Raw genomic sequence first — 22535 nt, 5'->3', positions numbered from 1 at the left:
GGGTAAAGGTCGTTGTTGTGTCATAGCAGTCTGCTTTTAAAAGGAGGGAATAACATCATACTGCCCGCGGCAAGCGCCGCAGGCATTAACAATTTTGTAACTATTTTTTCTGTTCTTCCGGCATGTGCCGGTAAATATAGATACCGCTGAGGAGGGTGAAGACCAGCGTCAGCACCGTCAGGCCAAAGACTTTGAAATTGACCCAGACGCTTTGCGGCAGCCAGAAGGCGACATAGATGTTCGCCAGGCCACAGGCCAGGAAGAAGACTGCCCAGGCCAGGTTGAGGTTGCTCCACACTTTGTCCGGCAGCGTCAGCTCTTTGCCCAGCATGCGTTGAACCAGCGGTTTTTTGAGCACCCATTGGCTGATCAGCAGCGCCAGCGCGAACAGCGCGTAAATCACCGTGACCTTCCATTTGATGAACAAATCGTTGTGGAACACCAGCGTTAGGGTGCCGAACACCAGCACCATCAGGAAGGTGATCAACGTCATCTTCTCGACCTTGCGGTATTTCACCCAGGTGAACACCAGCGCCAGCGCGGTGGCGACAATTAACGCGCCGGAAGCGACGTAAATGTCGTACAGCTTGTAAAAAGCGAAAAAGACAATTAGCGGGAGGAAATCAAGAAACTGCTTCATAAATCAATCCATCATCTGTTCATCGGCCGACTATACCGGATTCGGCGAGCTCTGTGTACCGCCGGGCGTTGCCGATTATCGGCGTTTGGCCGGCGGATTTCTGCCGCGAAAGCAGGAATTTGCATAAACTTACGCAAGAAAACGCGGGCACATTGCCAGCGCGGGCCGCAGGCCGCATAGTAAGTGTCATAATAACCAGATAATTTACCGCGGAAAACAGCATGCAGTGGAAATCTCTCCAGGCCCTGACGCCGGGGTTGACGCATTTATTGGGGTATCAACGCAGCTGGCTCAAGCCGGATATTCGCGCCGGCCTTTCCGTCGCCGCCGTCGCCTTGCCGGTGGCCATCGCCTATGCTGAGCTGGCCGGGGTCAGCCCGGTGGTGGGGCTCTATTCCTGTATCTTGCCGATGGTGGCCTATGCGCTGTTCGGCTCGTCGCGCCAGCTGATCGTCGGGCCCGACGCCGCCACCTGTGCGGTGATCGCCGCGGTGGTGACGCCGCTGGCGGCGGGTAATATGGAGCGCCATTGGCAACTGACCATCATGATGACCGCGATGATGGGCGGCTGGTGCCTGCTGGCCAGCCGGTTCAAGCTGGGGGCGCTGGCGGATCTGCTGTCGCGGCCGATCCTCAGCGGGCTGCTGAACGGGGTGGCGATCACCATCATCGTCGATCAGATCGGCAAGGTGTTGGGATTCACGGTGCGCCCGGCGCAGCTGATCGAGCGTATCTACGCGCTGCCCGGTAACCTGCTGCACAGCGACTGGCTGACGATGGCGGTGTCGTTGTTGACGCTGGTGACGCTGCTCGGATTTAAAAAATGGCGGCCTAACTGGCCGGCGCCGCTGTTTGCCATCGTGCTGGCGGCGTTCGTCACCTGGGCCGGCGGCCTGCAGCAGCATGGCGTGGTGACGGTGGGCGGTTTCAGCGGCGTGTTGCCGATCGTCCAGTGGCCGGACTTCCAGCCCGGTTTGCTGCGCGACATGGTGATCCCGGCGCTTAACCTGGCGGTGGTGAGTTTTGTCAGCATGATGCTCACCGCCCGCAGCTTTGCCGCCAAGAACGGTTATGAGGTGAACGCCGACGCCGAGTTTCGTGCGCTGGGGCTGGTGAATATCGTCTCCGCGCTGTCGCAAGGTTTCGCTATCAGCGGTGCGGACTCGCGCACCGCGGTGAATGACGCCAACGGCGGCAAGAGCCAGCTGGTGTCGGTCATCGCCGCTGCGGTCATCGCCTTCGTCTTGCTGTTCCTGATGGCGCCGCTGCAGTTTATTCCGGTGGCAGGATTGGGCGTGGTGCTGATGTATGCGGCCTGGTCGCTGCTGGACATTCGCGGCATCTGGGTTTTGCGCCGCCGCAACGCGCAGGCGTTTCGCCTGGCGCTGTTTACCTTCCTCAGCGTGCTGCTGGTGGGAGTGATCAGCGGCATCGGGCTGGCGGTGTTGCTGGGGCTGATGCAGTTTCTGCGCACCGTCTTCCGGCCGACGGAGCAGCTGCTGGGCGTCAACGACGAAGGCATGATCCACTCCATGGGCAACAACAATGGGGTGAAGGCGGTGCCTGGGGTCATGATGTATCGCTTCAATTCGCCACTGACCTATTTCAACGTGGCGTACTTCAAACGCCGTATTCTCAATTTGGTCGACGGCACGCCGTTCCAGCCGCGCTGGGTAGTGGTGGATGCGGTAGCCAGTTTTACCCATGCCGATATCAGCGTGCTGGCGGCCATCGACGAACTGAAACGCGACCTGTTACAGCGTAACGTTAAGCTGGTGCTGGCGGGGCGCCGCACCGAGCTGACGCGCTGGTTCCGCATCAACCGCTTAGGGCGCGACAAAGAGCTGATTTTGGTGCCGGACCTGTATCTGGCGCTGAAGCTGATTCAGAGTAAGGAGCAGGCGGAAGCCGCCACGGTGGGGTAAATAAAAAGGGGCGCGCCGAAGCGTGCCCCTTGGGTTTTTGTTGCGTCGGCGTTAGCCGCGCAGCAGCATGTACAGGCGGAACAGGTAGATCAGCAGCAGGGCAGACACCAGGTTGCTCAACGCGGTCAACACCACGCTGGCGACGTTCGGCGTCAGCACCGACAGATGGCTCACCAAAAACAGCACCAGCAGCTTGGCCGCCAGCCACAGCATCATTGCCGGCACGATCACGCGCGCATTGCCGAAGGCCAACTTGCTGCTCAGCTTGAGCGAAGCGAACACGCCTTTCTTGTCGACGGAGGCGATCACCGGCGCCAGCGCGAAGGCGATCGCCATGAGCACGCCCGGCACCACAAACAGCGTCAGGCCGAGCTGGATCAGCAGGGTGCAGATAAACAGCAGCAGCAGCAGACGCGGCAGATCGGGCGCCGAGGCACCGAGCGCGCGCAGGGCGCTGGTGCGTTCCCCTTGCGACACCAGACGGATCAGCGTCAGCATCCCGCCGACCAGCAGCACGTTGCCGACCAGCGCGGAGAAGGTGGCGGCCGCCGACACTTTCAGCAACACCATCTGCTGTTCCGGCGTCATCTGCTGGATCACTTCCTGAATGCCCATACCGGTAGACGAAGCGAAATCGCTGGTGGTGGCAGCGAGCGTCGCCAACTGTTCGGCATCGGGGCTGAAGGCCTGATTCAGCAGTACGGAGATAAACGCCGTCAACAGCGCCAGCATCAGGATGCTGGCCAGTTGGTTGCGTAAAAAGTTAAAACTGTCACGGTACAAAGCGTTGGCCGTGATAGGCATGCAGACTCCTTGGCGTCGGGAAAACAGAGATAAATCAGTGGGTGATTGTACCCTGTTCCACGCCGCTGTGGCACCCCGCGAATTGCACTACGCCTATTTCTTCAACGATCGTCGTCTCAGGCAGCGAGAGCGGCAGGGGTACCGGCAGGGGCGGCAGCCCGTAGCGTTCCCGGGCGCGATCGCAGGCTTCGTTGCGCAGGCCGTTTTCACCGGACTGATCGAACTCTCTGCACGGGCTGGGCCGATTGAGGTAGATCGAGCAGGACACGGCTTTGCCGATCTCGCCGTCCAGAGCGTTGCAGCGGGGGGACTTGCTGTTGGTCCCCTGCATGCAGCGCAGGAACGGGGTCAAAGGCTCCGTTAAGGAAAGGGGAACGGTGCCGCCGCCGTCTTCGGCTTCGGCCCAATAGAATGACACTCGAAAATAACCGCAGCATGCGCCGCAGCTGACACAGGGATTAAGGATTTCGCTCATCTTGATTGCTCACCGACTCCTTACGGCACCAACCAAAACCAACACGGAAAATGAAATTACCTCAGCCGCATTTTTCTCCGCAACCGAAATTTGAACATGTAAATAATTTGCAACAAAATCGATTTTTTGATGCAGATCAATCCTTGATTTATTAAGCGGTTAGGTAACCTTGTTTTTAGTAGGATTTTAAATTTTTACACATAAGATGTGATCTCGATGGGATCACAAATACCCGAAAGTAGGTATATTCTCCCTCGAGCGATTAACCACACAAATGGAATGGATAATGAAAAAGACAACTCTGGTGGTATTGGCGACGATGATGGCGCCTATGTTGGCAAGTGCGCATCAGGCCGGTGATTTCCTGTTCCGCGCGGGAACCGCGACGGTGCGTCCAAATGCGGGTTCGGACAACGTATTGGGGTTGGGTTCGCTGGATGCGAAAAACAATACCCAGCTCGGTCTGACCTTCGGTTACATGGTGACGGACAACATCGGCGTTGAGTTGTTGGCCGCAACGCCATTCCGCCACAAGGTTACGCTGGGCGGCACCGATCTGGCGACCGTTCACCAATTGCCGCCTACGCTGATGGCGCAATACTACTTCGGCGACAAGCAGGACAAACTGCGGCCTTATTTGGGCGTCGGCGTTAACTACACCACCTTCTTCGACGAGAAGTTCAACGACTACGGCAAAAGCGCCGGGTTGAGCAACCTCGACCTGAAAGACTCTTGGGGTGTGGCGGCGCAGGCCGGCCTGGATTACAACCTGGATGAACACTGGATGCTAAACATGTCGGTGTGGTGGATGAACATCGAAACCAAAACTCGCTTCAACGATGCGAATGGCGGGCACCACAGCTTCGATACGCGTCTGGATCCGTGGGTGTTCATGTTCGGGGCGGGTTATCGCTTCTGATGATGGCCACAAACAGGGAGGCGTTGCGCCTCCCTGTGTCGGTATTATTTAACCTGCATCACGTTTTCAACCGATTTCACGCCGGCCACGCCACGAGTGACCTGCACCGCACGGTTGGCGTCATCGCTTGACGTCACGAAGCCGCTCAGCTGAACGCGTCCTTTAAAGGTTTCCACGCTGATCTCGCGCGACTTGATGTTTTTATCCGCCAGCAACGCCGATTTCACTTTGGTGGTGACTACGGTGTCATCGATATAACCGCCTGTTCCCTCTGATTTTGCCGTCGGCGCGCAAGCGCTCACCGCGACCGCCACAACGGCTGCCATGCACAAGGCTGAAAGGGTTTTAAACAGCTTCATAAATTACTCTCCATGCAATGTTATGGTTGAAATTCGCTACGGTTTTTCGCCGCAGCGAGTGCATTCCCCAAATAAAACGAAGAAATGCATAGCGAACAAAGTTCATTGTGAGACAAGACCTGAGTTTGTTCAAATTTTTGCTGTAAATAAATGGAACAAACTTTGAGGGGAAACAAGCTGTTAAAGCGAGCGCCGGCGGGGCGCTCGCTGGAGAGGCTCACGCCCGGGTGGCGCGCTTCATACTGCTGGCGAAGGCCGCCAGCTTGGTCAGCATCTCCGCCGGGTTGGCATGGTGCTGTTCGATGATTTTGACGATTGCCGAGCCGGAGATCGCGCCGGCGGCCCCGGCCTGCAGCGCGGCCTTTACCTGCTCGGGTTCGGAGATGCCGAAACCCTGCAGCGGCGGCGCGGCGTGATACTCGCGCAGCTTGTTCACCAGGTGATGCAACGGCAGCTGCGCTCGGCTTTCGGTGCCGGTCACCCCGGCGCGCGACAGCAGGTAGGTGTAGCCGCGGCCGTGTGACGCGATTTCACGCAGTAGATCGTCATCGGCGTTCGGCGGGCAGATGAAGATCGGTGCGATACCGTGGCGCGCGGCGGCGGCGCGGAACGGCGCGGACTCTTCAAACGGCACGTCGGCGACCAGCACCGAATCCACGCCCACTTCGGCGCAGCGCTGGTAAAACGCATCGATGCCTTTATGGAACACCAGGTTGGCGTACATCAGCAGGCCGATGGGAATGGTCGGATGCTTCTGGCGGATGGCCGCCAGCATCTCGAAACACTGGGTCGGCGTGACGCCGGCGGCAAAGGCGCGCAGCGTCGCGCTCTGGATGGTCGGGCCATCCGCCAGCGGATCGGAGAAGGGGATGCCCAGCTCCAGCGCGTCCGCGCCGGCTTCGATCAGGGTGTCGATAATCTGCAGCGAGAGCGCCGGGTTAGGATCGCCCAGCGTCACGAACGGGACAAAGGCGCCTTCCTTGCTGCTTTCCAGACGCGTGAACAGTTGCTGATAACGTTCCATCAGATTTCTCCCCGTGCTTTCAAAATGTCGTGAACGGTAAATATGTCTTTGTCGCCGCGGCCGGACAGGTTGACCACCAGGATCTGCTCTTTCTGCGGCGTTTCACGGATCATTTTCAGCGCGTGTGCCAGGGCGTGTGAGGATTCCAGCGCCGGGATGATGCCTTCATGGCGCGACAGTGCCTTGAACGCTTCCAGCGCTTCGTCGTCGGTGATCGACACGTATTCGGCGCGGCCGGTGCTGTTCAGGTAGGCATGCTGCGGCCCGACGGACGGGAAGTCCAGCCCGGCGGAAATTGAATAGGATTCTTCAATCTGGCCTTCGGCGGTCTGCATCATCGGTGCCTTCATGCCGAAGTAGATGCCGACGTGGCCGTGCTTGAGCGGTGCGCCGTGTTGGCCGGTTTCGATGCCCAGACCGGCGGGTTCCACCCCGATCAGCCCAACGTCGGCGTCATCGATAAAGTCGGCGAACATGCCGATGGCGTTGGAGCCGCCGCCGACGCAGGCGATGACCGCATCCGGCAGGCGGCCTTCGCGCTCCAGCACCTGTGCTTTGGTTTCTTCGCCGATCATGCGCTGGAATTCACGCACGATGGTGGGGTACGGGTGCGGGCCGGCGGCGGTGCCGAGCATATAGTGCGCGGTTTCATAGCTGCCGGACCAGTCGCGCAGCGCTTCGTTGCAGGCGTCTTTCAGGGTGGCGGAGCCGCTGTGGACCGGGATCACTTCCGCGCCCATCAGCCGCATGCGGAACACGTTCGGCGACTGGCGCTCAACGTCTTTGGCGCCCATATAGATGCGACATTTCAGGCCGAGCAGCGCGCAGGCCAGCGCCGACGCGACGCCGTGCTGGCCGGCGCCGGTTTCCGCGATGATCTCGGTTTTGCCCATGCGCTTGGCCAGCAACGCCTGGCCCAGCACCTGGTTGGTCTTGTGCGCGCCGCCGTGCAGCAGGTCTTCACGCTTCAGATAAAGCTTGGTGTTGCTGCCGGCGGTGAGGTTTTTGCACAGCGTCAGCGCCGTCGGGCGGCCCGCGTAGTTCTTCAGCAGATCGATAAATTCCGCCTGAAATGCCGGATCGCGCTGGGCGCTGACAAAGGCTTCTTCCAGTTGTTTCAGGGCCGGCATCAGAATTTGCGGCACGTATTGGCCACCAAATTCGCCGAAGTAGGGGTTAAGCAGCGTCATGAGAGTTCCCGTTATTATCCGTTATTAATATAGAGCCGTATTCAGTAGGCGCGCAGGGTCTGGAAGACCGAGGCCAGGCGCGCGGGATCTTTGATGCCCGGTTCGCTTTCCACGCCGGAGTTGAAGTCCAGCCCGGCGCAGCCGAGCTTGGCCGCTTCGACGCAGTTGTCGGCGCGCAGGCCGCCCGCCAGCATCACGTTAGTCAGATCTTCGCCTTGCAATACCGACCAGTCGAAGCGTTGGCCGGTACCGCCGGCGCCGTTGTCGAGCAGATAACGGTCAACATGCTGCAGATCGCGCGCCGGCACTCGATCTTTCACGCTCAGCGCTTTCCAGATGCGGCAGTCGGCCGGCAAGCGGGCGCGCAGGGCGTTGATATAGGCCTGGTCTTCCGCGCCGTGCAATTGCACCGCATGCAGCCCGAGGCGCTCAACGGTCAACGCCACGGTATCGACCTGGGCGTCGCAGAACACGCCAACGTACTTCAGCGGCGCGCCGGAGATCACTTCGCGGGCGCGGGTGATGTCCACATAGCGCGGTGAACGCCCGACGAAAATCAGCCCGCCGTAGATGGCGCCGGCCTGATAGGCGGCGGCGGCGTCCTGCGGACGGGGCAGGCCGCACACTTTGTTGTCGCCCAGGATCACGCGGCGCACGGCGGCGCGCAGATCGGGTTCCGACATCAGCGCGCTGCCGATCAGGAAGCCGTTGGCGTAGTGGCTCAGCTCGCGGATCTGCCCGTAGTTGTTGATGCCCGACTCGCTGATCACCGTCACGCCATGCGGCACGCGCGGGGCCAACTGACGGGTGCGGTTCAGGTCGATGCTCAGATCGCGCAGATCGCGGTTGTTGATGCCGACCACGCGCGCCTCCAGCGCGATCGCGCGCTGCAGCTCTTCTTCACTGATCACTTCGGTCAGCACGCCCATGTTCAGGCTGTGGGCCACCGCCGCCAGCTGGCGGTACTGCTCGTCGGTCAACACCGACAGCATCAGCAGGATGGCGTCGGCCTGATAGTAGCGCGCCAGGTAAATCTGATACGGGTCGATGATAAAGTCTTTGCACAACACCGGTTGGCTGACGGTTTTACTGACCAGCGGCAGGAAATCGAAGCTGCCCTGGAAGTATTTCTCGTCGGTCAGCACCGAGATCGCCGAGGCGAAATCTTTATAGACCGTGGCGATCTCCACCGGATCAAAGTTCTCGCGAATCAGTCCCTTGGAAGGCGAGGCCTTCTTGCATTCGAGAATGAAAGCCGTACGGGTGCCCTGCAGCGCGTGATAGAAGCTGCGTTCGCTCGGTACGATATCATTCTGAAAGCCGGCCAGGGGCTGTTGCTGTTGTCGCGCCGCGATCCATTGCGCTTTGTCGCGGACAATCTTGTGTAGCACGGTTTCCTGCATCATTTATCCTCTTGCCGCCAGTGCGATGACACGCTCATAGGCCTGCCCGCTGTTGATCATATCCAGTGCCTGCCGCGCATTTTGGCGCAGGTCTTCATGTCCGAATAACTTCAGAAGCAACGCGACGTTGGCCGCGACCGCCGCGGCGTGCGCCGGCTCGCCTTTACCTTGTAACAGCCGCGCCAAAATGTCACGGTTTTCTTCCGGCGTGCCGCCCAGCAAGGCTTCCAGCGGATAGGTTTCCAATCCGAAGGACTGCGGCGTGAGCTGGTAGCTGCTGATTTCGCCGTTGTGCAATTCCGCCACGTGCGTCGTGGCGTGGATCGCCACCTCGTCCATGCCGCCGCCGTGAACCACCGCCGCACGCTGATAACCCAGCACGCGCAGGGTTTCGGCAATCGGCAGCACCAGTTCCGGGCTGTATACGCCGATCAGCGCCAGCGGCGGACGCGCCGGGTTGATCAGCGGGCCCAGCACGTTGAACAGCGTGCGGGTCTTCAGCTGCTGGCGCACCGGCATGGCGTGGCGAAAACCGGTGTGGTACTGCGGCGCGAACAGGAAACACACGCCGAGATCGTCCAGCGCCTTACGCGCTTCTTCCGCCGGCAGATCCAGACGGATGCCGAACGCCGCGAGCAGATCCGAGGAGCCGGAGCGGCTGGAGACGCTGCGGTTGCCGTGCTTGGCGATCTTCGCGCCGCACGCCGCCGCGACGAAGGCGCTGGCGGTGGAAATATTGATGCTGTTGGTGCCGTCGCCGCCGGTGCCGACGATATCGGCGAACGGGTAGTCAGGGCGCGGGAACGGCTGAGCGTCGTCCAGCAGCGCTTTGGCGGCGCCGGCGATCTCTTCCGGGCGCTCGCCGCGGACTTTCATGCTGATCAACGCCGCCGCCAGTTGGCTCGGCTCCAGTTCGCCGCGCACGATGGCGCTGAACAGCTGTTGGCTTTCCTGCTGGCTCATCGACTCGGCGCGGTACAGTTTCTCAAGAATAGGTTGCATCGTCGTGTTCCTTATATTACTTCGCCAGCGCCCAGGCCAGGGTCTGCTCAAGCAGGCGCGCGCCGTGGGTGGTCAGAATCGATTCCGGGTGGAACTGGAAGCCGCACACGCGGCGACGGTCGTCGCGCACCGCCATCACCATCTCGCCGAAACGGGCGTTGACGGTAAGATCGGCCGGGATATTGCTGCCGACCAGCGAGTGGTAGCGCGCCACCGGCAGCGGGTTGGCCATGCCGGCGAACATGCCTGCGCCATCGTGAACGATTGCCGAGGCTTTGCCGTGCAGGATCTCGCCCGCCTGGCCGACCTGGCCGCCGTAGGCTTCGACGATCGCCTGGTGACCGAGACAGATGCCGATGATCGGCAGCCGGCCGCGCAGGCGCTGCAGCAGTTCCGGCATGCAGCCCGCTTCGGACGGCGTACCGGGGCCGGGCGACAGCATCAGCACCGGCTGGGTCATGTGCTCCAGGCGTTCGATGATCAGCTCGGCGGCGATCTGGTTACGGTAAATCACCACCTGGTGGCCGCTGGCGCGCAGCTGATCGACCAGGTTGTAGGTAAAGGAGTCGACGTTGTCGAGCAACAGGATATCGGCCATCAGAACACCTCCTTGGCATGGTGCGCAGTGGCGATGGCGCGCAGCACGGCACGGGCTTTATTACGGGTTTCGTCGGCTTCCGCCTGCGGGATGGAATCCAGCACCACGCCGGCGCCGGCCTGCACGGTGGCGATGCCGTCTTCAACGTAGGCGGAACGGATGACGATGCAGGTATCCAGATCGCCGGTGGCGGTGAAGTAGCCTACCGCGCCGCCGTAGCTGCCGCGGCGTGTGCCTTCGGAGGCGGCGATCAGCTGCATCGCGCGCACTTTCGGCGCGCCGCTCAGGGTGCCCATATTCATGCAGGCCTGATAGGCGTGCAGCACGTCGAGATCGGCGCGCAGGGTGCCCACTACCCGGGAAACCAGGTGCATGACGAACGAATAGCGGTCCACCTTGGTCAGGTCGGCCACGTAGCGGCTGCCGGCCTGGCAGATGCGCGCCAGATCGTTGCGCGCCAGATCGACCAGCATCAGGTGCTCAGCCAGCTCTTTGTGGTCGGTGCGCATTTCCAGTTCGATGCGGCTGTCGAGATCCAGATCCAGCGAACCATCGGCACGGCGGCCGCGCGGGCGAGTGCCGGCGATCGGGTAGATTTCGATTTGGCGATTGCCCGCGTCGTATTTCAACGCACTCTCCGGCGAAGCGCCGAACAGGGTGAAGTCATCATCCTGCATGAAGAACATGTACGGGCTGGGGTTGTTGTCTTTCAAGGTCTGGTAGGCCGCCAGCGGCGCCGGGCAAGGCAGGGAGAAGCGGCGCGACGGCACCACCTGGAAAATCTCGCCCTGACGGATAGCCTCTTGCAGCCCGCTGACCACCGCGCCGTACTCTTCGTCGCTCTGGTTGCAGCTCAGCTGCATGTTCTCCAGCGTTTGATGCGGGATCGGCTGCGGGGTTTGTTGCAATTCGGCCTGCAGCTGTTCCAGACGTTGCTGCAAACGCTGCGCTTCACTCGCCTGCTCGCTGAAGACGCTGGCCTGCAGACGGGCCGTACCGCGTTGGTGATCCAGCACCAGCAGGGTTTCCGCCAGATAGAAGCAGAAGTCCGGGCAGCGCTGATCCTGGCGCAGCGCCGGCAGGTCTTCGAAACCGGCGACCAAATCGTAGGCAAACAGGCCGCCCAGCATCACGGCTTCGCGCTCGTCCGCCGGGGAGTCCACCAGGGTCAGCAGCGTGCGCAGCGCATCGAACACCGACAGTGAGCGCAAGCGGGCGTCTTCGTCCTGCACCGCGTCGATCGCCGGGAAGGTCAGTTCGCGGCCGTTGGGGCGCGCCTGATTGCGCACCTCGGGCGGCAGCGCTTCGTCCAGCAGCGGCAGCAGCGCTGCGCCGTTGGCGGTCAGCGCCTGCACGCTGACGGTATGACCCAGTGCGGTAATGCGCAGCGCGCTGTCAATCACCAGCAGGCTCTGCAGATTCTGTTTGCTGTTGATTTCCGCCGATTCCAGCAGCAGGGTGGCCGGACGGGCACCGCACAGCTGGTGGAAAATGGTGGTGGGGTCGCCCCGGTAGCTGGCTTGCGCCTTCAGCAATGTCAGTTGTGGTTTGGTGTTCATCATCGGTGGTTCCAGTGAATTCTGTCCATAAAAAAGCCCGCATCAGGTGCGGGCTCAGGAAATCTGCATTGTCAGATGACAGCTATGCGCGATTACACCGCCCGCAAGAGGGAGGTACGCCACCAACCGTGAAGAGAAATATATTTGTTCATTTGCAGACTCTCTCTGTTAACGCTCATCTGACACGGCCACGGCCGTGAACTTGTGTACTAGTTAACTGGTTCGAGGCGGCAAAGTCAACCCTCTTTTTGCACAATGTTTTAGCGGTCAGCGTGAATTCTATTCATCATCCGCCCGGCACCTGCGGCCAGGGCAGAATAGATTTCCGTCCGGCCGCCGATCGCGGGTATGATAGAAATCCAAGCCATTGCCGGATAGCCGTTTTGACAGACAGTAACCCCCAATCCACCGCTTTTACTCTGTACGACCTCCACAGCCACACGACCGCCTCCGACGGCTACCTGACGCCGACGCAGCTGGTGCAGCGGGCGGTCGAGATGCGCGTGGGCGTGCTGGCGATCACCGATCACGACCCCACCGCCGGGTTGGCCGAGGCCGCCGCCGCCATTGCGGAGCAGGCGTTGCCGCTGCGGTTGGTCAACGGGGTGGAAATCTCGACGCTGTGGGAAAATCATGAGATCCATATCGTTGGGTTGGGCATGGACGTCGCGCACCCGGCGCTGGTGGCGCTATTGGCAGAACAAACCGAACGCCGCAATCGCCGTGCGCAGGAGATCGGCGTGCGTCTGGGTAAGGCGCGCATTCCCGACGCCTATGCCGGCGCCCAGCGGTTGGCGGGGGCCGGTGCGGTGACCCGCGGCCATTTCGCCCGTTACCTGGTGGAGATTGGCGTGGCGGACAACATGGCGCAGGTATTCAAGAAATACCTGGCCAAGGGCAAAACCGGCTACGTGCCGCCGCAGTGGTGTACAATAGAACAAGCCATTGATGCGATTCATCAATCGGGCGGTCAGGCGGTGATGGCGCATCCCGGCCGTTACGATCTGACCGCGAAGTGGTTGAAACGTTTGCTGGCGCATTTCGCCGAACACGGCGGCGACGCCATGGAAGTGGCGCAGTGTCAGCAGGCGCCGCATGAGCGCTCGCAATTGGCGAAATACGCCCAGGACTACCGCCTGTTGGCCTCGCAAGGCTCTGATTTTCATCAGCCTTGTTCGTGGATCGAACTGGGCCGCAAACTGTGGCTGCCGGGCGGCGTTGAGCCGGTGTGGCGCGATTGGCCGCAGCCGGGCGAGGCGGTCTGATTTTACGCGCGTGGCAACGCGCGCGGGCATCATTTTAGGAGCAAGTCATGAGTCAGCTTTTTTATATTCACCCGGACAACCCGCAGCCGCGTTTGATTAACCAGGCGGTTGAGGTGCTGCGCAAGGGCGGGGTGATCGTTTATCCCACCGATTCCGGCTATGCGCTGGGTTGCATGCTGGAAGAGAAGGCGGCGATGGAACGCATTTGCCGCATCCGTCAGCTGGACGGCAACCACAACTTTACCCTGATGTGCCGCGATCTGTCCGAGCTGTCGACTTATGCGCACGTCGATAATACGGCGTTTCGCCTGATCAAAAACAATACGCCGGGCAACTACACCTTCATTCTGAAAGCGACGAAAGAAGTGCCGCGCCGTTTGATGAATGAAAAGCGCAAAACCATCGGCCTGCGCGTGCCGTCAAACCCGATCGCATTGGCGCTGCTGGAGGCGCTGAACGAACCGATGATGTCCACCACGCTGATGCTGCCGGGCAATGACTTTGCCGAGTCCGATCCGGAAGAGATCAGCGATCACCTGGGCAAGGTGGTCGATCTGGTGATCCACGGCGGCTTCCTCGGCCAACAGCCGACGACGGTTATCGATCTGACCGAATCCTCACCGGAAGTGGTGCGTGAAGGAGCGGGTGACGCGGCGCCTTTCCGTTGATGTCAATTGTTGCCACCTTGACCATTGTCTGAAAATCGGCTGAAGCGACGCTATTTCGCATGAAAGCCGCTATTCTTGAATACTTCAGAATTGATAATGGGCAGGATGCGCAGCAATGATTAAACAGGTTTCTTTTTTAGCGGCCTTATTATTTTCCTCAATGGCAAATGCGGGGTTTTATTCGGGCAGCGGTTTGCTGGCGGAATCCGGCGGTTACGTAAAAAATAAAAGCGGTGAAGCCACCGTGGCCGAAGCGCTGAATGGCGGCATGTTCATGGGATACGTCGCCGGCGTATTCGATACCTACTCCATGCAGGGCAACCGCAATATTTGCCCCGAAGCCGGGATTAGCATCGGCGTAGCCGCCGACGCGGTGATGCAGTATTTGAACGAGCATCCTGAGCAGCTGCATTATTCCGCGCCGTCGGTGATCATGCTGGCGTTAACCGCCGCCTATCCCTGCGTGCGTCATTAAGTTCCTATTCCAATTCGTGCGCATTTTTTCATAAGGTGCGCTCGGACTCTTTCCGCACGAACTTCAATAGATCAATGCCTGCTGCGCTGTCACCTTATCCCCTCGGTATTTCCCGAACGGGTCGGGGAGAGACGCGCAGGAGGTAATATGACCGCATTTCACAGCGCCAACATGATGCTCGACTATCAGGATATCGGCTCAGGGCCGCACACGCTGGTGTTGCTGCCCGGCTGGTGCGAGCCGAAAACCGTATTTGAGCCATTTATCGCCTTGGCGGCTGAACGCTATCGGGTGATCAGCATCGACTGGCGCGGCCACGGCCTGTCGTCAAAAGCGTCGGGGATGTCGCTGGCGGCGGACGATTTGCTGGAAGATGTGCGTCAGCTGCTGACGGCGCTGCGTTTGGATGACGTGATCACTCTGTCGGTGGCGCATGCCAGCTGGCTGGCGGTGGCGTTGGCCGAAGCGTTCCCGCAGCGGATACGGGGCATGGTGTTTCTCGACTGGATCATGACGCAGCCGGAGCCGGCGTTCTTTACGGCTGTGAGCCGTATGCAGCAGCCGCAGCAGTGGCTGGCGACGCGCGACGCCTTGTTCGACTTCTGGCAGGGGGGCATACGCCACGATCGGGTCAAACGCCATCTGGAGGTCGAGATGGCGCAGGAAGATTACCGGCTCTGGCGTGCCGCCGGCGTGGCCATCGAACAGGCCTACCGGCAATTCGGCTCGCCGCTGCAACGCCTGGCGGGAATGAGCGCGCCGCCGCTGTGCCGGCATATTTACTCGTTGGATCGCCGCGACGACTATCTGCGGCAGCAGCAGGCTTTTGCCGCCGAGCAGCCGTTTTTCTCTGTGGTACGGTTAGGGGAGGCTCGTACTCACCTCGGCATTCTGGAACGGCCCGACGCGGTGCTGTGGGCGGTGGAGGATTTTTTGGCGCCGTGAACGCCGTCTGAAGGGGGCCACCGCCGATAAAGTGGGTTTCAACACCTTAGAAAGCCTGTATAATGCGCGGTTCGATCCTGATAAACGTATTATTACCGTGGTGGCGCTTGGCCGCGGCGGTATCCCCCCGACGCCTGTGAAGGCGACATTAGAGGTTGCTCAATGAGCGAAAAGTTACAGAAAGTTTTAGCGCGCGCCGGGCATGGCTCGCGTCGTGAAATCGAAACCATGATTGAAGCCGGGCGCGTCAGCGTCGACGGCAAGGTCGCCAAGCTGGGCGATCGCGTTGAAGTGACCCCAGCGATGAAAATTCGTCTGGATGGCCATGTCCTGTCGATCAAAGAATCCGAAGAGGTGGTTTGCCGGGTGCTGGCTTACTACAAACCGGAAGGCGAGCTGTGTACCCGCAGCGATCCTGAAGGCCGCCCGACGGTGTTCGATCGCTTGCCGAAGCTGCGTGGTTCACGCTGGGTGGCGGTAGGGCGACTGGACGTCAACACCTCCGGTCTGCTGCTGTTCACCACCGATGGCGAACTGGCCAACCGTCTGATGCACCCGAGCCGTGAAGTGGAGCGCGAGTACGCGGTACGCGTGTTCGGCCAGGTTGACGATGCGAAAGTGAAGCAGCTGAGCAAGGGTGTGCAGCTGGAAGACGGCCCGGCCGCCTTCCGCACCATCAGCTTCCAGGGCGGTGAAGGCCTCAACCAGTGGTACAACGTGACCCTGACCGAAGGTCGTAACCGTGAAGTGCGTCGCCTGTGGGAAGCGGTGGGTGTGCAGGTGAGCCGCCTGATCCGCGTGCGCTACGGCGACATCGATCTGCCGAAAGGCCTGCCGCGCGGCGGCTGGGCCGAGCTGGATCTGCCGGCGATCAACTACCTGCGCGAGCTGGTGGAATTGAAGCCGGAAACGGTCAGCAAAATGCCCGTGGAGCGTGAACGCCGCCGCGTGAAGGCCAACCAGATCCGCCGCGCGGTCAAGCGCCACTCTCAGGTGGCCGGCAGCGGCCGCCGCAGTGCGCCAGGTAGCAAGCCGGGTAAACCGGGCAAGCCAAGCAAACGCAGCTAACCCTCATTCTGGCCCCGTTCGGGGCCAGAACTTTTTGTTACCAATCGATCCCCTGTTGCGCCTTCACGCCTGCATCGAACGCGTGTTTTACCGGCCGCATCTCCGTGACCGTATCCGCCAGTTCCAGCAGATCGCGATGGCAACCGCGCCCGGTCAGGATCACCGTTTGGTGCGCAGGGCGCCCCAGCAACGCTGCCTTCAGCTCTTCCAGTTCCAGATAATCGTAGGTCAGCATGTAGGTCACTTCGTCCAGCAGCACCAGATCCAGGCTGCTGTCGGCCAGCATGCGTTTGCCGTGCTGCCACACCGCCTGACAGGCGGCGGTATCGCCGGCTTTATTCTGCGTCTCCCAGGTAAAACCGGTGGCCATCACCTGGAATTCAACGCCGTGTTGCTGCAGCAGGTTTTTTTCGCCATTGGGCCACTCGCCCTTGATGAACTGGATCACCCCGGCGCGCATGCCGTGGCCAACCGCCCGGGTGACGGTGCCGAAGGCGGCCGTGGTTTTACCCTTGCCGTTGCCGGTAAACACCAGCAGCAGGCCGCGCGTGTCCTGCGCGGCGGCGATGCGGGCATCGACCTGTTCTTTCAGGCGCTGCTGGCGCTGTTGATGACGATCTTCCGCCATGAAACGCTCCTTATTATTCGGCCGCGCCGGGTTTACGGTTCGGCTGTGCGTCGAAGCTCATGCCGGTTTTGCGGCGGCTGTCTTCGCCCATCAGATACAAATACAGAGGCATGATATCGGCCGGGGTTTTCAGCTTGTTCTTGTCTTCATGCGGAAAGGCAGATGCGCGCATTTTGGTGCGGGTGCCGCCCGGATTGATGCAGTTCACCCGCAAATTGCGGTTTTTATACTCGTCGGCCAACACCTGCATCATTCCCTCGGTGGCGAACTTCGACACCGCATAGGCACCCCAGTCTGCGCGGCCGGTGCGCCCGACGCTGGAACTGGTGAACACCAGCGAACCGGCGTGGGATTTCAGCAGCAGCGGCAGCAGCGCCTGAGTCAGCATAAAGGTGGCGTTGACGTTAACCTGCATCACCTCTTGCCACATGGTCATCGACAGGTCGGCCATCGGCGCGATGTCGCCGAGCAGGCCGGCGTTGTGCAGCACGCCGTCAAGGCGGGGGATCTGGCTCGCCAGATCGTCGGCTATCTGCCGGCATTGCTCCTGAGTAGCGTGCAGCAAGTCCAGCGTCACCACCCGGGCCGGGGCGCTGCCCTGGGCCGCGATCTCTTGTTGTACCGCCAGCAGTTTGCTCTCGGTGCGCCCCAGCAGCACCAGCTGAGCGCCGAAGCGCGCGTAGGTCAGCGCCGCTTCGCGGCCGATGCCGTCGCCGGCGCCGGTGACCAAAATGATACGTTGTTCGAGCAGATCTTGTTTGGGTTGGTAATGCACGATAAATCCTCGCCTGGGTGGCTGTTCTCCCGCGAATATCGGGGAGCAAGGGTGAAACGCGCGGCCGGGGCGGGAGCGAAGGCTCGACCGTCTGCGGGCCGCGCAGCGAATTCGTCTCATCGTATTGATGAATAATGGGTGTTATATGCCTTAATCCGTGGGCATTTTCAATGCGTAGCAGGCTGAAATGGCATTCTTTTGTAACAAAAGCACGGCGGCGGCGCCTTGGTTCGGCCTTGAATCGTCCCCATAGTGATGATCCGTGCGCAATGAATTTTCATTTAGCCGCGACAGCAGCCGCTGCGGTTGGCTAAAATGGAAAGAAGCATACTAACAACCTGTAAATAAAGGCGGAATCTGTGGAGTTTATATCTGTTTATGGCCTGTTTCTGGCCAAGGTCGCCACGGTGGTGCTCGCCATCGCCGCGTTGGCCATCCTGGCGGTCAGTTTGGGGCAACGCAAGAACCGCCAGAAAGGGGAGCTGCAGCTGACCGATCTCGGTGAACAGTATCGCGAGATGCAGCGTGATATGCGCCTGGCGCGTATGGATACCGCCGAGCAGAAGGTCTGGCTGAAACAGTTCAAGAAGCAGACCAAGGCCGACGACAAGCTGAAGAAGCAGCGTGCCAAGTCCGGCGCGGTGGAAGTGACTAAGCCGTGCCTGTATGTGCTGGACTTCAAGGGCAGCATGGACGCGCACGAGGTGACCTCGCTGCGCGAAGAGATCTCGGCGGTGCTGGCGGTAGCGTCGGCGCAGGATGAAGTTCTGTTGCGCCTGGAAAGCCCGGGCGGGGTGGTGCACGGCTACGGCCTGGCGGCCTCGCAGCTGGAGCGCCTGCGCAAAGGCGGCATTCGCCTGACGGTAGCGGTGGATAAAGTGGCGGCCAGCGGCGGCTACATGATGGCCTGCGTCGCGGATCGCATCGTGGCGGCGCCGTTCGCCATCATCGGCTCCATCGGCGTGGTGGCGCAGATCCCGAACTTCCACCGCCTGCTGAAGAAGAACGACATCGACGTGGAGCTGCACACCGCCGGGCAGTTTAAACGTACGCTGACGCTGTTTGGTGAAAACACCGAACAGGGGCGGGAGAAGTTCCGCGAAGATCTGAACGAAACCCACGAGCTGTTCAAGCGCTTCGTGCATGAGCAGCGCCCGTCGCTGGACATCGACAGCGTCGCCACCGGTGAGCACTGGTTCGGTTCACAGGCGAAAGAGAAGGGGCTGATCGACGCCATCGGCACCAGCGATGACTTGCTGATCGCCGAGCTGGACAACCACGAAGTGATCGCCGTGCGCTATACGCGCCGCAAACGCCTGATGGATCGCTTCACCGGCAGCGCGGCGGAAAGCGTCGATCGCTTGCTGTTGCGCTGGTGGCAGCGTGGTGAAAAGCCGCTGCTGTAACGGTGGCGATAGCGTGAATCAACGGGGGCCAGGTGCCCCCGTTTTCTTTTCTCAATCGACCAGGTGGTATTTTTCCGAAAGCAGATGGGCCAAATGTTTAAACATATTAAATACCGCGGTGGTTTTGGCGGTGGGCAATCCATCCGCATCCAAAAAGTATTCGCCGCGGAAAACTAAAACGCCGCTTTTTTGTTCAACGTCGGTGGCGATCATGCCGTGCAGATAATCTTCGTGTTGGCGGATGATGTTATTTGCTTCCGCCAGCAGGGCCTCGCGGCTGATAGGGGCAGTATTTGTGCGCATTTATTAGACTCCAAACTAAAAACTCTGCACATATTCTAACGCCGGTTCGCTTTTATCCGCAAACCGACTAAGGTTTATTTGCCGTCTGGATGGCCATGGGCGCCCGCCGGTTGGCGAAATCGGTCTTTCCGTGCTAATTAGGTTGCGTGACGCTTTTTATCAGGTACAGTGTGGGATTTTGCGGCGTCAGGTGGAAGGTTTTGTTTACGCCATGAATAAAACTCACACAGCCATACTTCTGGGGCATGGGTGAATAGCAGGCAGGATCAACAACTTGCGTTCAGGTTGAGCAGTTGGGCAACCAAAAGAAAAAAATCTGTTGATCTCTTGCCAGACTGCCGCAATATAAAAAAAGAGACACGAATTGCCGCGGCACGGCGAGATAAAAGACTTCTTTTTAGAAGAAATAAATTAGGTAAAGGTAAATATGGGTAAAGCTCTCGTAATAGTTGAGTCCCCGGCAAAAGCCAAAACTATTAATAAATATTTAGGAAGTGACTACGTGGTGAAGTCCAGCGTCGGTCATATCCGTGATTTGCCGACCAGTGGCTCAGCCAGCAAAAAGAGCGCTGACTCAACCGAAGACAAAGCCAAGAAAAAAGTTAAAAAAGATGAGAAGGCGGCGCTGGTAAATCGCATGGGCGTCGACCCTTACCACGGCTGGAAAGCGCATTATGAAATCCTGCCGGGTAAAGAAAAAGTGGTCGCCGAGTTAAAATCGTTGGCGGAAAACGCCGACCACATTTATCTCGCAACCGACCTTGACCGCGAAGGGGAAGCCATCGCCTGGCACCTGCGGGAAGTGATCGGTGGGGATGACAAACGCTTTAGCCGCGTGGTGTTTAACGAAATCACCAAAAACGCGATCCAGCAGGCGTTCAAACAGCCGGGCGAGCTGAACATTGACCGCGTCAACGCGCAGCAGGCGCGCCGGTTCATGGACCGCGTGGTGGGCTATATGGTCTCGCCGCTGCTGTGGAAGAAAATCGCCCGCGGCCTGTCCGCCGGCCGCGTGCAGTCGGTGGCGGTGCGCCTGGTGGTTGAGCGAGAGCGCGACATCAAGGCCTTCGTGCCGGAAGAGTACTGGGAGCTGCATGCCGATCTGCTGGCGAAGGGTGAAACCGCGCTGCAGATGGAAGTGACCCACGCGCACGACAAACCGTTCAAGCCGGTCAACCGCGAGCAGACTCACGCCGCGGTCAAGCTGCTGGAAAAAGCCCGTTACACGGTGCTGGATCGCGAAGACAAACCGACCAGCAGCAAACCGGGCGCGCCTTTCATTACCTCCACGCTGCAACAGGCCGCCAGCACCCGCCTGAGCTTCGGCGTGAAGAAAACCATGATGATGGCGCAACGGCTGTATGAAGCCGGCCACATCACCTATATGCGTACCGATTCCACCAACCTGAGCCAGGATGCGCTCAACATGGTGCGTGGCTACATCGGCGACAACTTTGGCGACAAATACCTGCCGAAGGCGCCGAATCAGTACAGCAGCAAAGAGAATTCGCAGGAAGCGCACGAAGCGATCCGTCCTTCGGACGTGAACGTGCTCGCCGAGCAGTTGAAAGACATGGAAGCGGACGCGCAGAAGCTGTATCAGCTGATCTGGCGCCAGTTCGTCGCCTGCCAGATGACGCCGGCGCAATACGATTCCACCACGCTGACGGTGAAAGCCGGCGATTATCAGCTGCGCGCCAAGGGCCGTACGCTGCGCTTTGACGGCTGGACCAAGGTGATGCCGGCGCTGCGCAAGGGCGATGAAGATCGCACCCTGCCATACGTCGAAATCGGCAGCGAACTGGATCTGCAGAAACTGATCCCGAGCCAGCACTTCACCAAGCCGCCGGCGCGCTACAGCGAAGCCTCGCTGGTGAAAGAGCTGGAAAAACGCGGTATCGGCCGTCCGTCCACCTACGCCTCCATCATCTCGACCATTCAGGATCGCGGTTATGTGCGGGTGGAAAGCCGCCGCTTCTATGCCGAGAAAATGGGCGAGATCGTCACCGATCGTCTGGAAGAAAACTTCCGCGAGCTGATGAACTATGACTTCACCGCGCGCATGGAAGACGGCCTCGATGAGGTCGCCAACAACCAGGCCGAGTGGAAAGCGGTGCTGGACGAGTTCTTCGTTGATTTCAGCGAGCAGTTGGAAACGGCGGAGAAAGATCCGGAAGAAGGCGGCATGCGGCCTAACCAGATGGTGATGACCAGCATCGACTGTCCGACCTGCGGCCGCAAGATGGGTATCCGTACTGCCAGCACCGGCGTGTTCCTCGGTTGTTCCGGCTATGCGCTGCCGCCGAAGGAGCGCTGCAAAACCACCATCAATCTGGTGCCGGAAGCGGAAGTGCTCAACATCCTCGAAGGCGACGACGCGGAAACCAACGCGCTGCGCGCCCGCCGCCGCTGCAAGAAATGCGGTACGGCGATGGACAGCTATCTGATCGACAACCAGCGCAAGCTGCACGTCTGCGGTAACAACCCGGCGTGCGACGGCTATGAGATCGAAGAGGGCGAGTTCCGCCTGAAGGGCTACGACGGTCCGGTGGTAGAGTGCGACAAGTGCGGCTCGGAAATGCACCTGAAAATGGGGCGCTTCGGCAAGTACATGGGCTGCACCAACGAGAACTGCAAAAACACCCGCAAGATCCTGCGCAACGGCGATGTCGCGCCGCCGAAGGAAGATCCGGTGCCGTTGCCGGAGCTGCCGTGCGAGAAGTCCGACGCCTATTTCGTGCTGCGTGACGGCGCGGCCGGCGTGTTCCTGGCGGCCAACACCTTCCCTAAATCGCGCGAGACCCGTGCGCCGCTGGTGGAAGAGCTGGCTCGCTTCAAGGATCGCCTGCCGGAGAAGCTGCGCTATCTGGCCGATGCGCCGGTGGCGGATGCCGAAGGCAATAAAACGCTGGTGCGTTTCAGCCGTAAAACCAAGCAGCAGTACGTCTCCTCTGAAAAAGACGGCAAGGCGACCGGTTGGTCTGCGTTCTACGTGGACGGCAAGTGGGTCGAAGGCAAGAAGTAAGGCCGCTGTCCTGCCAGTAAGATGAAAAACCAGCCCCGGCGGCTGGTTTTTTTATTGTAAGCCTTAAACCACCTCCTAA

The 22535-nt window shown here is 60.1% G+C and carries 20 protein-coding genes, 1 pseudogene and 1 other annotated feature; of the genes and pseudogenes, 9 read left to right on the top strand and 12 right to left on the bottom strand.

Going from position 1 to position 22535, the window contains the following annotated elements:
- Positions 1 to 100: 100 nt before the first annotated feature.
- Positions 101 to 640: a septation protein A gene (locus HMPREF3138_RS03810; protein WP_004932082.1), complete on the bottom strand. Its 540-nt coding sequence runs from the start codon at positions 638 to 640 to the stop codon at positions 101 to 103.
- Between the two features lie 221 nt (positions 641 to 861).
- Between HMPREF3138_RS03810 and HMPREF3138_RS03805 the strand changes: the two genes are divergently transcribed.
- Positions 862 to 2565 (top strand): SulP family inorganic anion transporter, encoded by a 1704-nt coding sequence (locus HMPREF3138_RS03805; protein ID WP_038877273.1) that lies wholly within the window; start codon positions 862 to 864, stop codon positions 2563 to 2565.
- A gap of 51 nt (positions 2566 to 2616) precedes the next feature.
- Here HMPREF3138_RS03805 and HMPREF3138_RS03800 read toward each other — a convergent pair whose 3' ends face one another.
- On the bottom strand, positions 2617 to 3369 hold the full coding sequence (locus HMPREF3138_RS03800) for a YciC family protein (RefSeq protein ID WP_038877276.1): 753 nt from the start codon (positions 3367 to 3369) through the stop codon (positions 2617 to 2619).
- A 34-nt stretch (positions 3370 to 3403) separates the two neighbouring features.
- Positions 3404 to 3844, bottom strand: a complete 441-nt coding sequence (locus HMPREF3138_RS03795) for a YkgJ family cysteine cluster protein (protein WP_033634766.1) — start codon at positions 3842 to 3844, stop codon at positions 3404 to 3406.
- 286 nt (positions 3845 to 4130) lie between these two features.
- Between HMPREF3138_RS03795 and ompW the strand changes: the two genes are divergently transcribed.
- Positions 4131 to 4763: an outer membrane protein OmpW gene (gene ompW, locus HMPREF3138_RS03790; protein ID WP_019452715.1), complete on the top strand. Its 633-nt coding sequence runs from the start codon at positions 4131 to 4133 to the stop codon at positions 4761 to 4763.
- 44 nt (positions 4764 to 4807) lie between these two features.
- On the opposite strand, the gene HMPREF3138_RS03785 is transcribed toward ompW, so the two are convergent.
- From HMPREF3138_RS03785 to HMPREF3138_RS03755, 6 genes and pseudogenes are all read right to left on the bottom strand, one after another.
- Positions 4808 to 5122 (bottom strand): BON domain-containing protein, encoded by a 315-nt coding sequence (locus tag HMPREF3138_RS03785; protein ID WP_016927515.1) that lies wholly within the window; start codon positions 5120 to 5122, stop codon positions 4808 to 4810.
- Positions 5123 to 5339: 217 nt separating this feature from the next.
- Positions 5340 to 6146 (bottom strand): tryptophan synthase subunit alpha, encoded by an 807-nt coding sequence (gene trpA, locus HMPREF3138_RS03780; protein WP_038877280.1) that lies wholly within the window; start codon positions 6144 to 6146, stop codon positions 5340 to 5342.
- Positions 6146 to 7336 carry a tryptophan synthase subunit beta gene (gene trpB / locus HMPREF3138_RS03775; protein ID WP_033634762.1) on the bottom strand — a complete coding sequence of 397 codons (1191 nt, stop codon included), beginning with the start codon at positions 7334 to 7336 and terminating at the stop codon, positions 6146 to 6148. Before trpB ends, trpA begins: the two co-directional genes overlap by 1 nt.
- 41 nt (positions 7337 to 7377) lie before the next feature.
- Positions 7378 to 8739, bottom strand: coding sequence for a bifunctional indole-3-glycerol-phosphate synthase TrpC/phosphoribosylanthranilate isomerase TrpF (gene trpCF, locus HMPREF3138_RS03770; protein ID WP_080213341.1), 1362 nt, complete (start codon positions 8737 to 8739; stop codon positions 7378 to 7380).
- Positions 8740 to 8742: 3 nt separating this feature from the next.
- Positions 8743 to 10339, bottom strand: a pseudogene (trpD, locus tag HMPREF3138_RS26955) (bifunctional anthranilate synthase glutamate amidotransferase component TrpG/anthranilate phosphoribosyltransferase TrpD).
- On the bottom strand, positions 10339 to 11901 hold the full coding sequence (locus HMPREF3138_RS03755) for an anthranilate synthase component 1 (RefSeq protein ID WP_038877289.1): 1563 nt from the start codon (positions 11899 to 11901) through the stop codon (positions 10339 to 10341). The pseudogene trpD and the gene HMPREF3138_RS03755 overlap by 1 nt, the downstream one beginning before the upstream one ends.
- Positions 11902 to 11925: 24 nt before the next feature.
- Positions 11926 to 12029 (bottom strand) — a sequence feature (Trp leader region).
- A gap of 252 nt (positions 12030 to 12281) precedes the next feature.
- Between HMPREF3138_RS03755 and HMPREF3138_RS03750 the strand changes: the two genes are divergently transcribed.
- The 5 genes from HMPREF3138_RS03750 to rluB all read left to right on the top strand — a co-directional run bounded on the left by HMPREF3138_RS03750 (position 12282) and on the right by rluB (position 16319).
- Positions 12282 to 13163 carry an RNase RNM gene (locus HMPREF3138_RS03750; protein WP_070558802.1) on the top strand — a complete coding sequence of 294 codons (882 nt, stop codon included), beginning with the start codon at positions 12282 to 12284 and terminating at the stop codon, positions 13161 to 13163.
- Between the two features lie 47 nt (positions 13164 to 13210).
- The gene (locus tag HMPREF3138_RS03745) at positions 13211 to 13831 is read left to right on the top strand and encodes an L-threonylcarbamoyladenylate synthase (protein WP_033643268.1); all 621 of its coding nucleotides are present in this window, start codon (positions 13211 to 13213) and stop codon (positions 13829 to 13831) included.
- A 115-nt stretch (positions 13832 to 13946) separates the two neighbouring features.
- Positions 13947 to 14306, top strand: a complete 360-nt coding sequence (locus tag HMPREF3138_RS03740) for a Rap1a/Tai family immunity protein (protein WP_038877292.1) — start codon at positions 13947 to 13949, stop codon at positions 14304 to 14306.
- Between the two features lie 147 nt (positions 14307 to 14453).
- Entirely contained in the window at positions 14454 to 15251 is a 798-nt protein-coding gene (locus HMPREF3138_RS03735) for an alpha/beta fold hydrolase (protein WP_038877294.1), read from the top strand.
- A gap of 162 nt (positions 15252 to 15413) precedes the next feature.
- Entirely contained in the window at positions 15414 to 16319 is a 906-nt protein-coding gene (rluB, locus tag HMPREF3138_RS03730; RefSeq protein ID WP_025303042.1) for a 23S rRNA pseudouridine(2605) synthase RluB, read from the top strand.
- A 37-nt stretch (positions 16320 to 16356) separates the two neighbouring features.
- On the opposite strand, the gene cobO is transcribed toward rluB, so the two are convergent.
- Both cobO and HMPREF3138_RS03720 read right to left on the bottom strand, forming a co-directional pair.
- Positions 16357 to 16947: a cob(I)yrinic acid a,c-diamide adenosyltransferase gene (gene cobO, locus HMPREF3138_RS03725; protein WP_038877297.1), complete on the bottom strand. Its 591-nt coding sequence runs from the start codon at positions 16945 to 16947 to the stop codon at positions 16357 to 16359.
- Positions 16948 to 16960: 13 nt separating this feature from the next.
- Positions 16961 to 17722, bottom strand: coding sequence for a YciK family oxidoreductase (locus HMPREF3138_RS03720; protein WP_038877300.1), 762 nt, complete (start codon positions 17720 to 17722; stop codon positions 16961 to 16963).
- Between the two features lie 359 nt (positions 17723 to 18081).
- Here HMPREF3138_RS03720 and sohB point away from each other — a divergent pair, with 359 nt between their 5' ends.
- A complete protein-coding gene (gene sohB, locus HMPREF3138_RS03715) occupies positions 18082 to 19128 on the top strand; it encodes a protease SohB (RefSeq protein WP_038877302.1) in 1047 nt (348 codons plus the stop codon).
- 51 nt (positions 19129 to 19179) lie between these two features.
- On the opposite strand, the gene HMPREF3138_RS03710 is transcribed toward sohB, so the two are convergent.
- A complete protein-coding gene (locus HMPREF3138_RS03710; protein WP_038877306.1) occupies positions 19180 to 19431 on the bottom strand; it encodes a YciN family protein in 252 nt (83 codons plus the stop codon).
- A gap of 427 nt (positions 19432 to 19858) precedes the next feature.
- Between HMPREF3138_RS03710 and topA the strand changes: the two genes are divergently transcribed.
- Entirely contained in the window at positions 19859 to 22456 is a 2598-nt protein-coding gene (gene topA / locus HMPREF3138_RS03705; protein ID WP_038881773.1) for a type I DNA topoisomerase, read from the top strand.
- Positions 22457 to 22535 lie beyond the last annotated feature (79 nt).

It is taken from the genome of Serratia sp. HMSC15F11 (assembly GCF_001808215.1).
Classification (GTDB): domain Bacteria; phylum Pseudomonadota; class Gammaproteobacteria; order Enterobacterales; family Enterobacteriaceae; genus Serratia; species Serratia nevei.
Note: the sequence above shows the minus strand (reverse complement) of the source record. Positions and strands in the feature narration are given on the sequence as shown.

Coding starts and splice junctions, on each gene's coding strand:
- HMPREF3138_RS03735 (WP_038877294.1), top strand. CDS start 14,454: ATGACCGCATTTCACAGCGCCAACATGATGCTCGACTATCAGGATATC.
- HMPREF3138_RS03785 (WP_016927515.1), bottom strand. CDS start 5,122: ATGAAGCTGTTTAAAACCCTTTCAGCCTTGTGCATGGCAGCCGTTGTG.
- HMPREF3138_RS03810 (WP_004932082.1), bottom strand. CDS start 640: ATGAAGCAGTTTCTTGATTTCCTCCCGCTAATTGTCTTTTTCGCTTTT.
- HMPREF3138_RS03795 (WP_033634766.1), bottom strand. CDS start 3,844: ATGAGCGAAATCCTTAATCCCTGTGTCAGCTGCGGCGCATGCTGCGGT.
- HMPREF3138_RS03800 (WP_038877276.1), bottom strand. CDS start 3,369: ATGCCTATCACGGCCAACGCTTTGTACCGTGACAGTTTTAACTTTTTA.
- HMPREF3138_RS03740 (WP_038877292.1), top strand. CDS start 13,947: ATGATTAAACAGGTTTCTTTTTTAGCGGCCTTATTATTTTCCTCAATG.
- HMPREF3138_RS03745 (WP_033643268.1), top strand. CDS start 13,211: ATGAGTCAGCTTTTTTATATTCACCCGGACAACCCGCAGCCGCGTTTG.
- HMPREF3138_RS03805 (WP_038877273.1), top strand. CDS start 862: ATGCAGTGGAAATCTCTCCAGGCCCTGACGCCGGGGTTGACGCATTTA.
- HMPREF3138_RS03755 (WP_038877289.1), bottom strand. CDS start 11,901: ATGATGAACACCAAACCACAACTGACATTGCTGAAGGCGCAAGCCAGC.
- topA (WP_038881773.1), top strand. CDS start 19,859: ATGGGTAAAGCTCTCGTAATAGTTGAGTCCCCGGCAAAAGCCAAAACT.
- trpB (WP_033634762.1), bottom strand. CDS start 7,336: ATGACGCTGCTTAACCCCTACTTCGGCGAATTTGGTGGCCAATACGTG.
- HMPREF3138_RS03710 (WP_038877306.1), bottom strand. CDS start 19,431: ATGCGCACAAATACTGCCCCTATCAGCCGCGAGGCCCTGCTGGCGGAA.
- rluB (WP_025303042.1), top strand. CDS start 15,414: ATGAGCGAAAAGTTACAGAAAGTTTTAGCGCGCGCCGGGCATGGCTCG.
- ompW (WP_019452715.1), top strand. CDS start 4,131: ATGAAAAAGACAACTCTGGTGGTATTGGCGACGATGATGGCGCCTATG.
- trpA (WP_038877280.1), bottom strand. CDS start 6,146: ATGGAACGTTATCAGCAACTGTTCACGCGTCTGGAAAGCAGCAAGGAA.
- trpCF (WP_080213341.1), bottom strand. CDS start 8,739: ATGCAGGAAACCGTGCTACACAAGATTGTCCGCGACAAAGCGCAATGG.
- cobO (WP_038877297.1), bottom strand. CDS start 16,947: ATGGCGGAAGATCGTCATCAACAGCGCCAGCAGCGCCTGAAAGAACAG.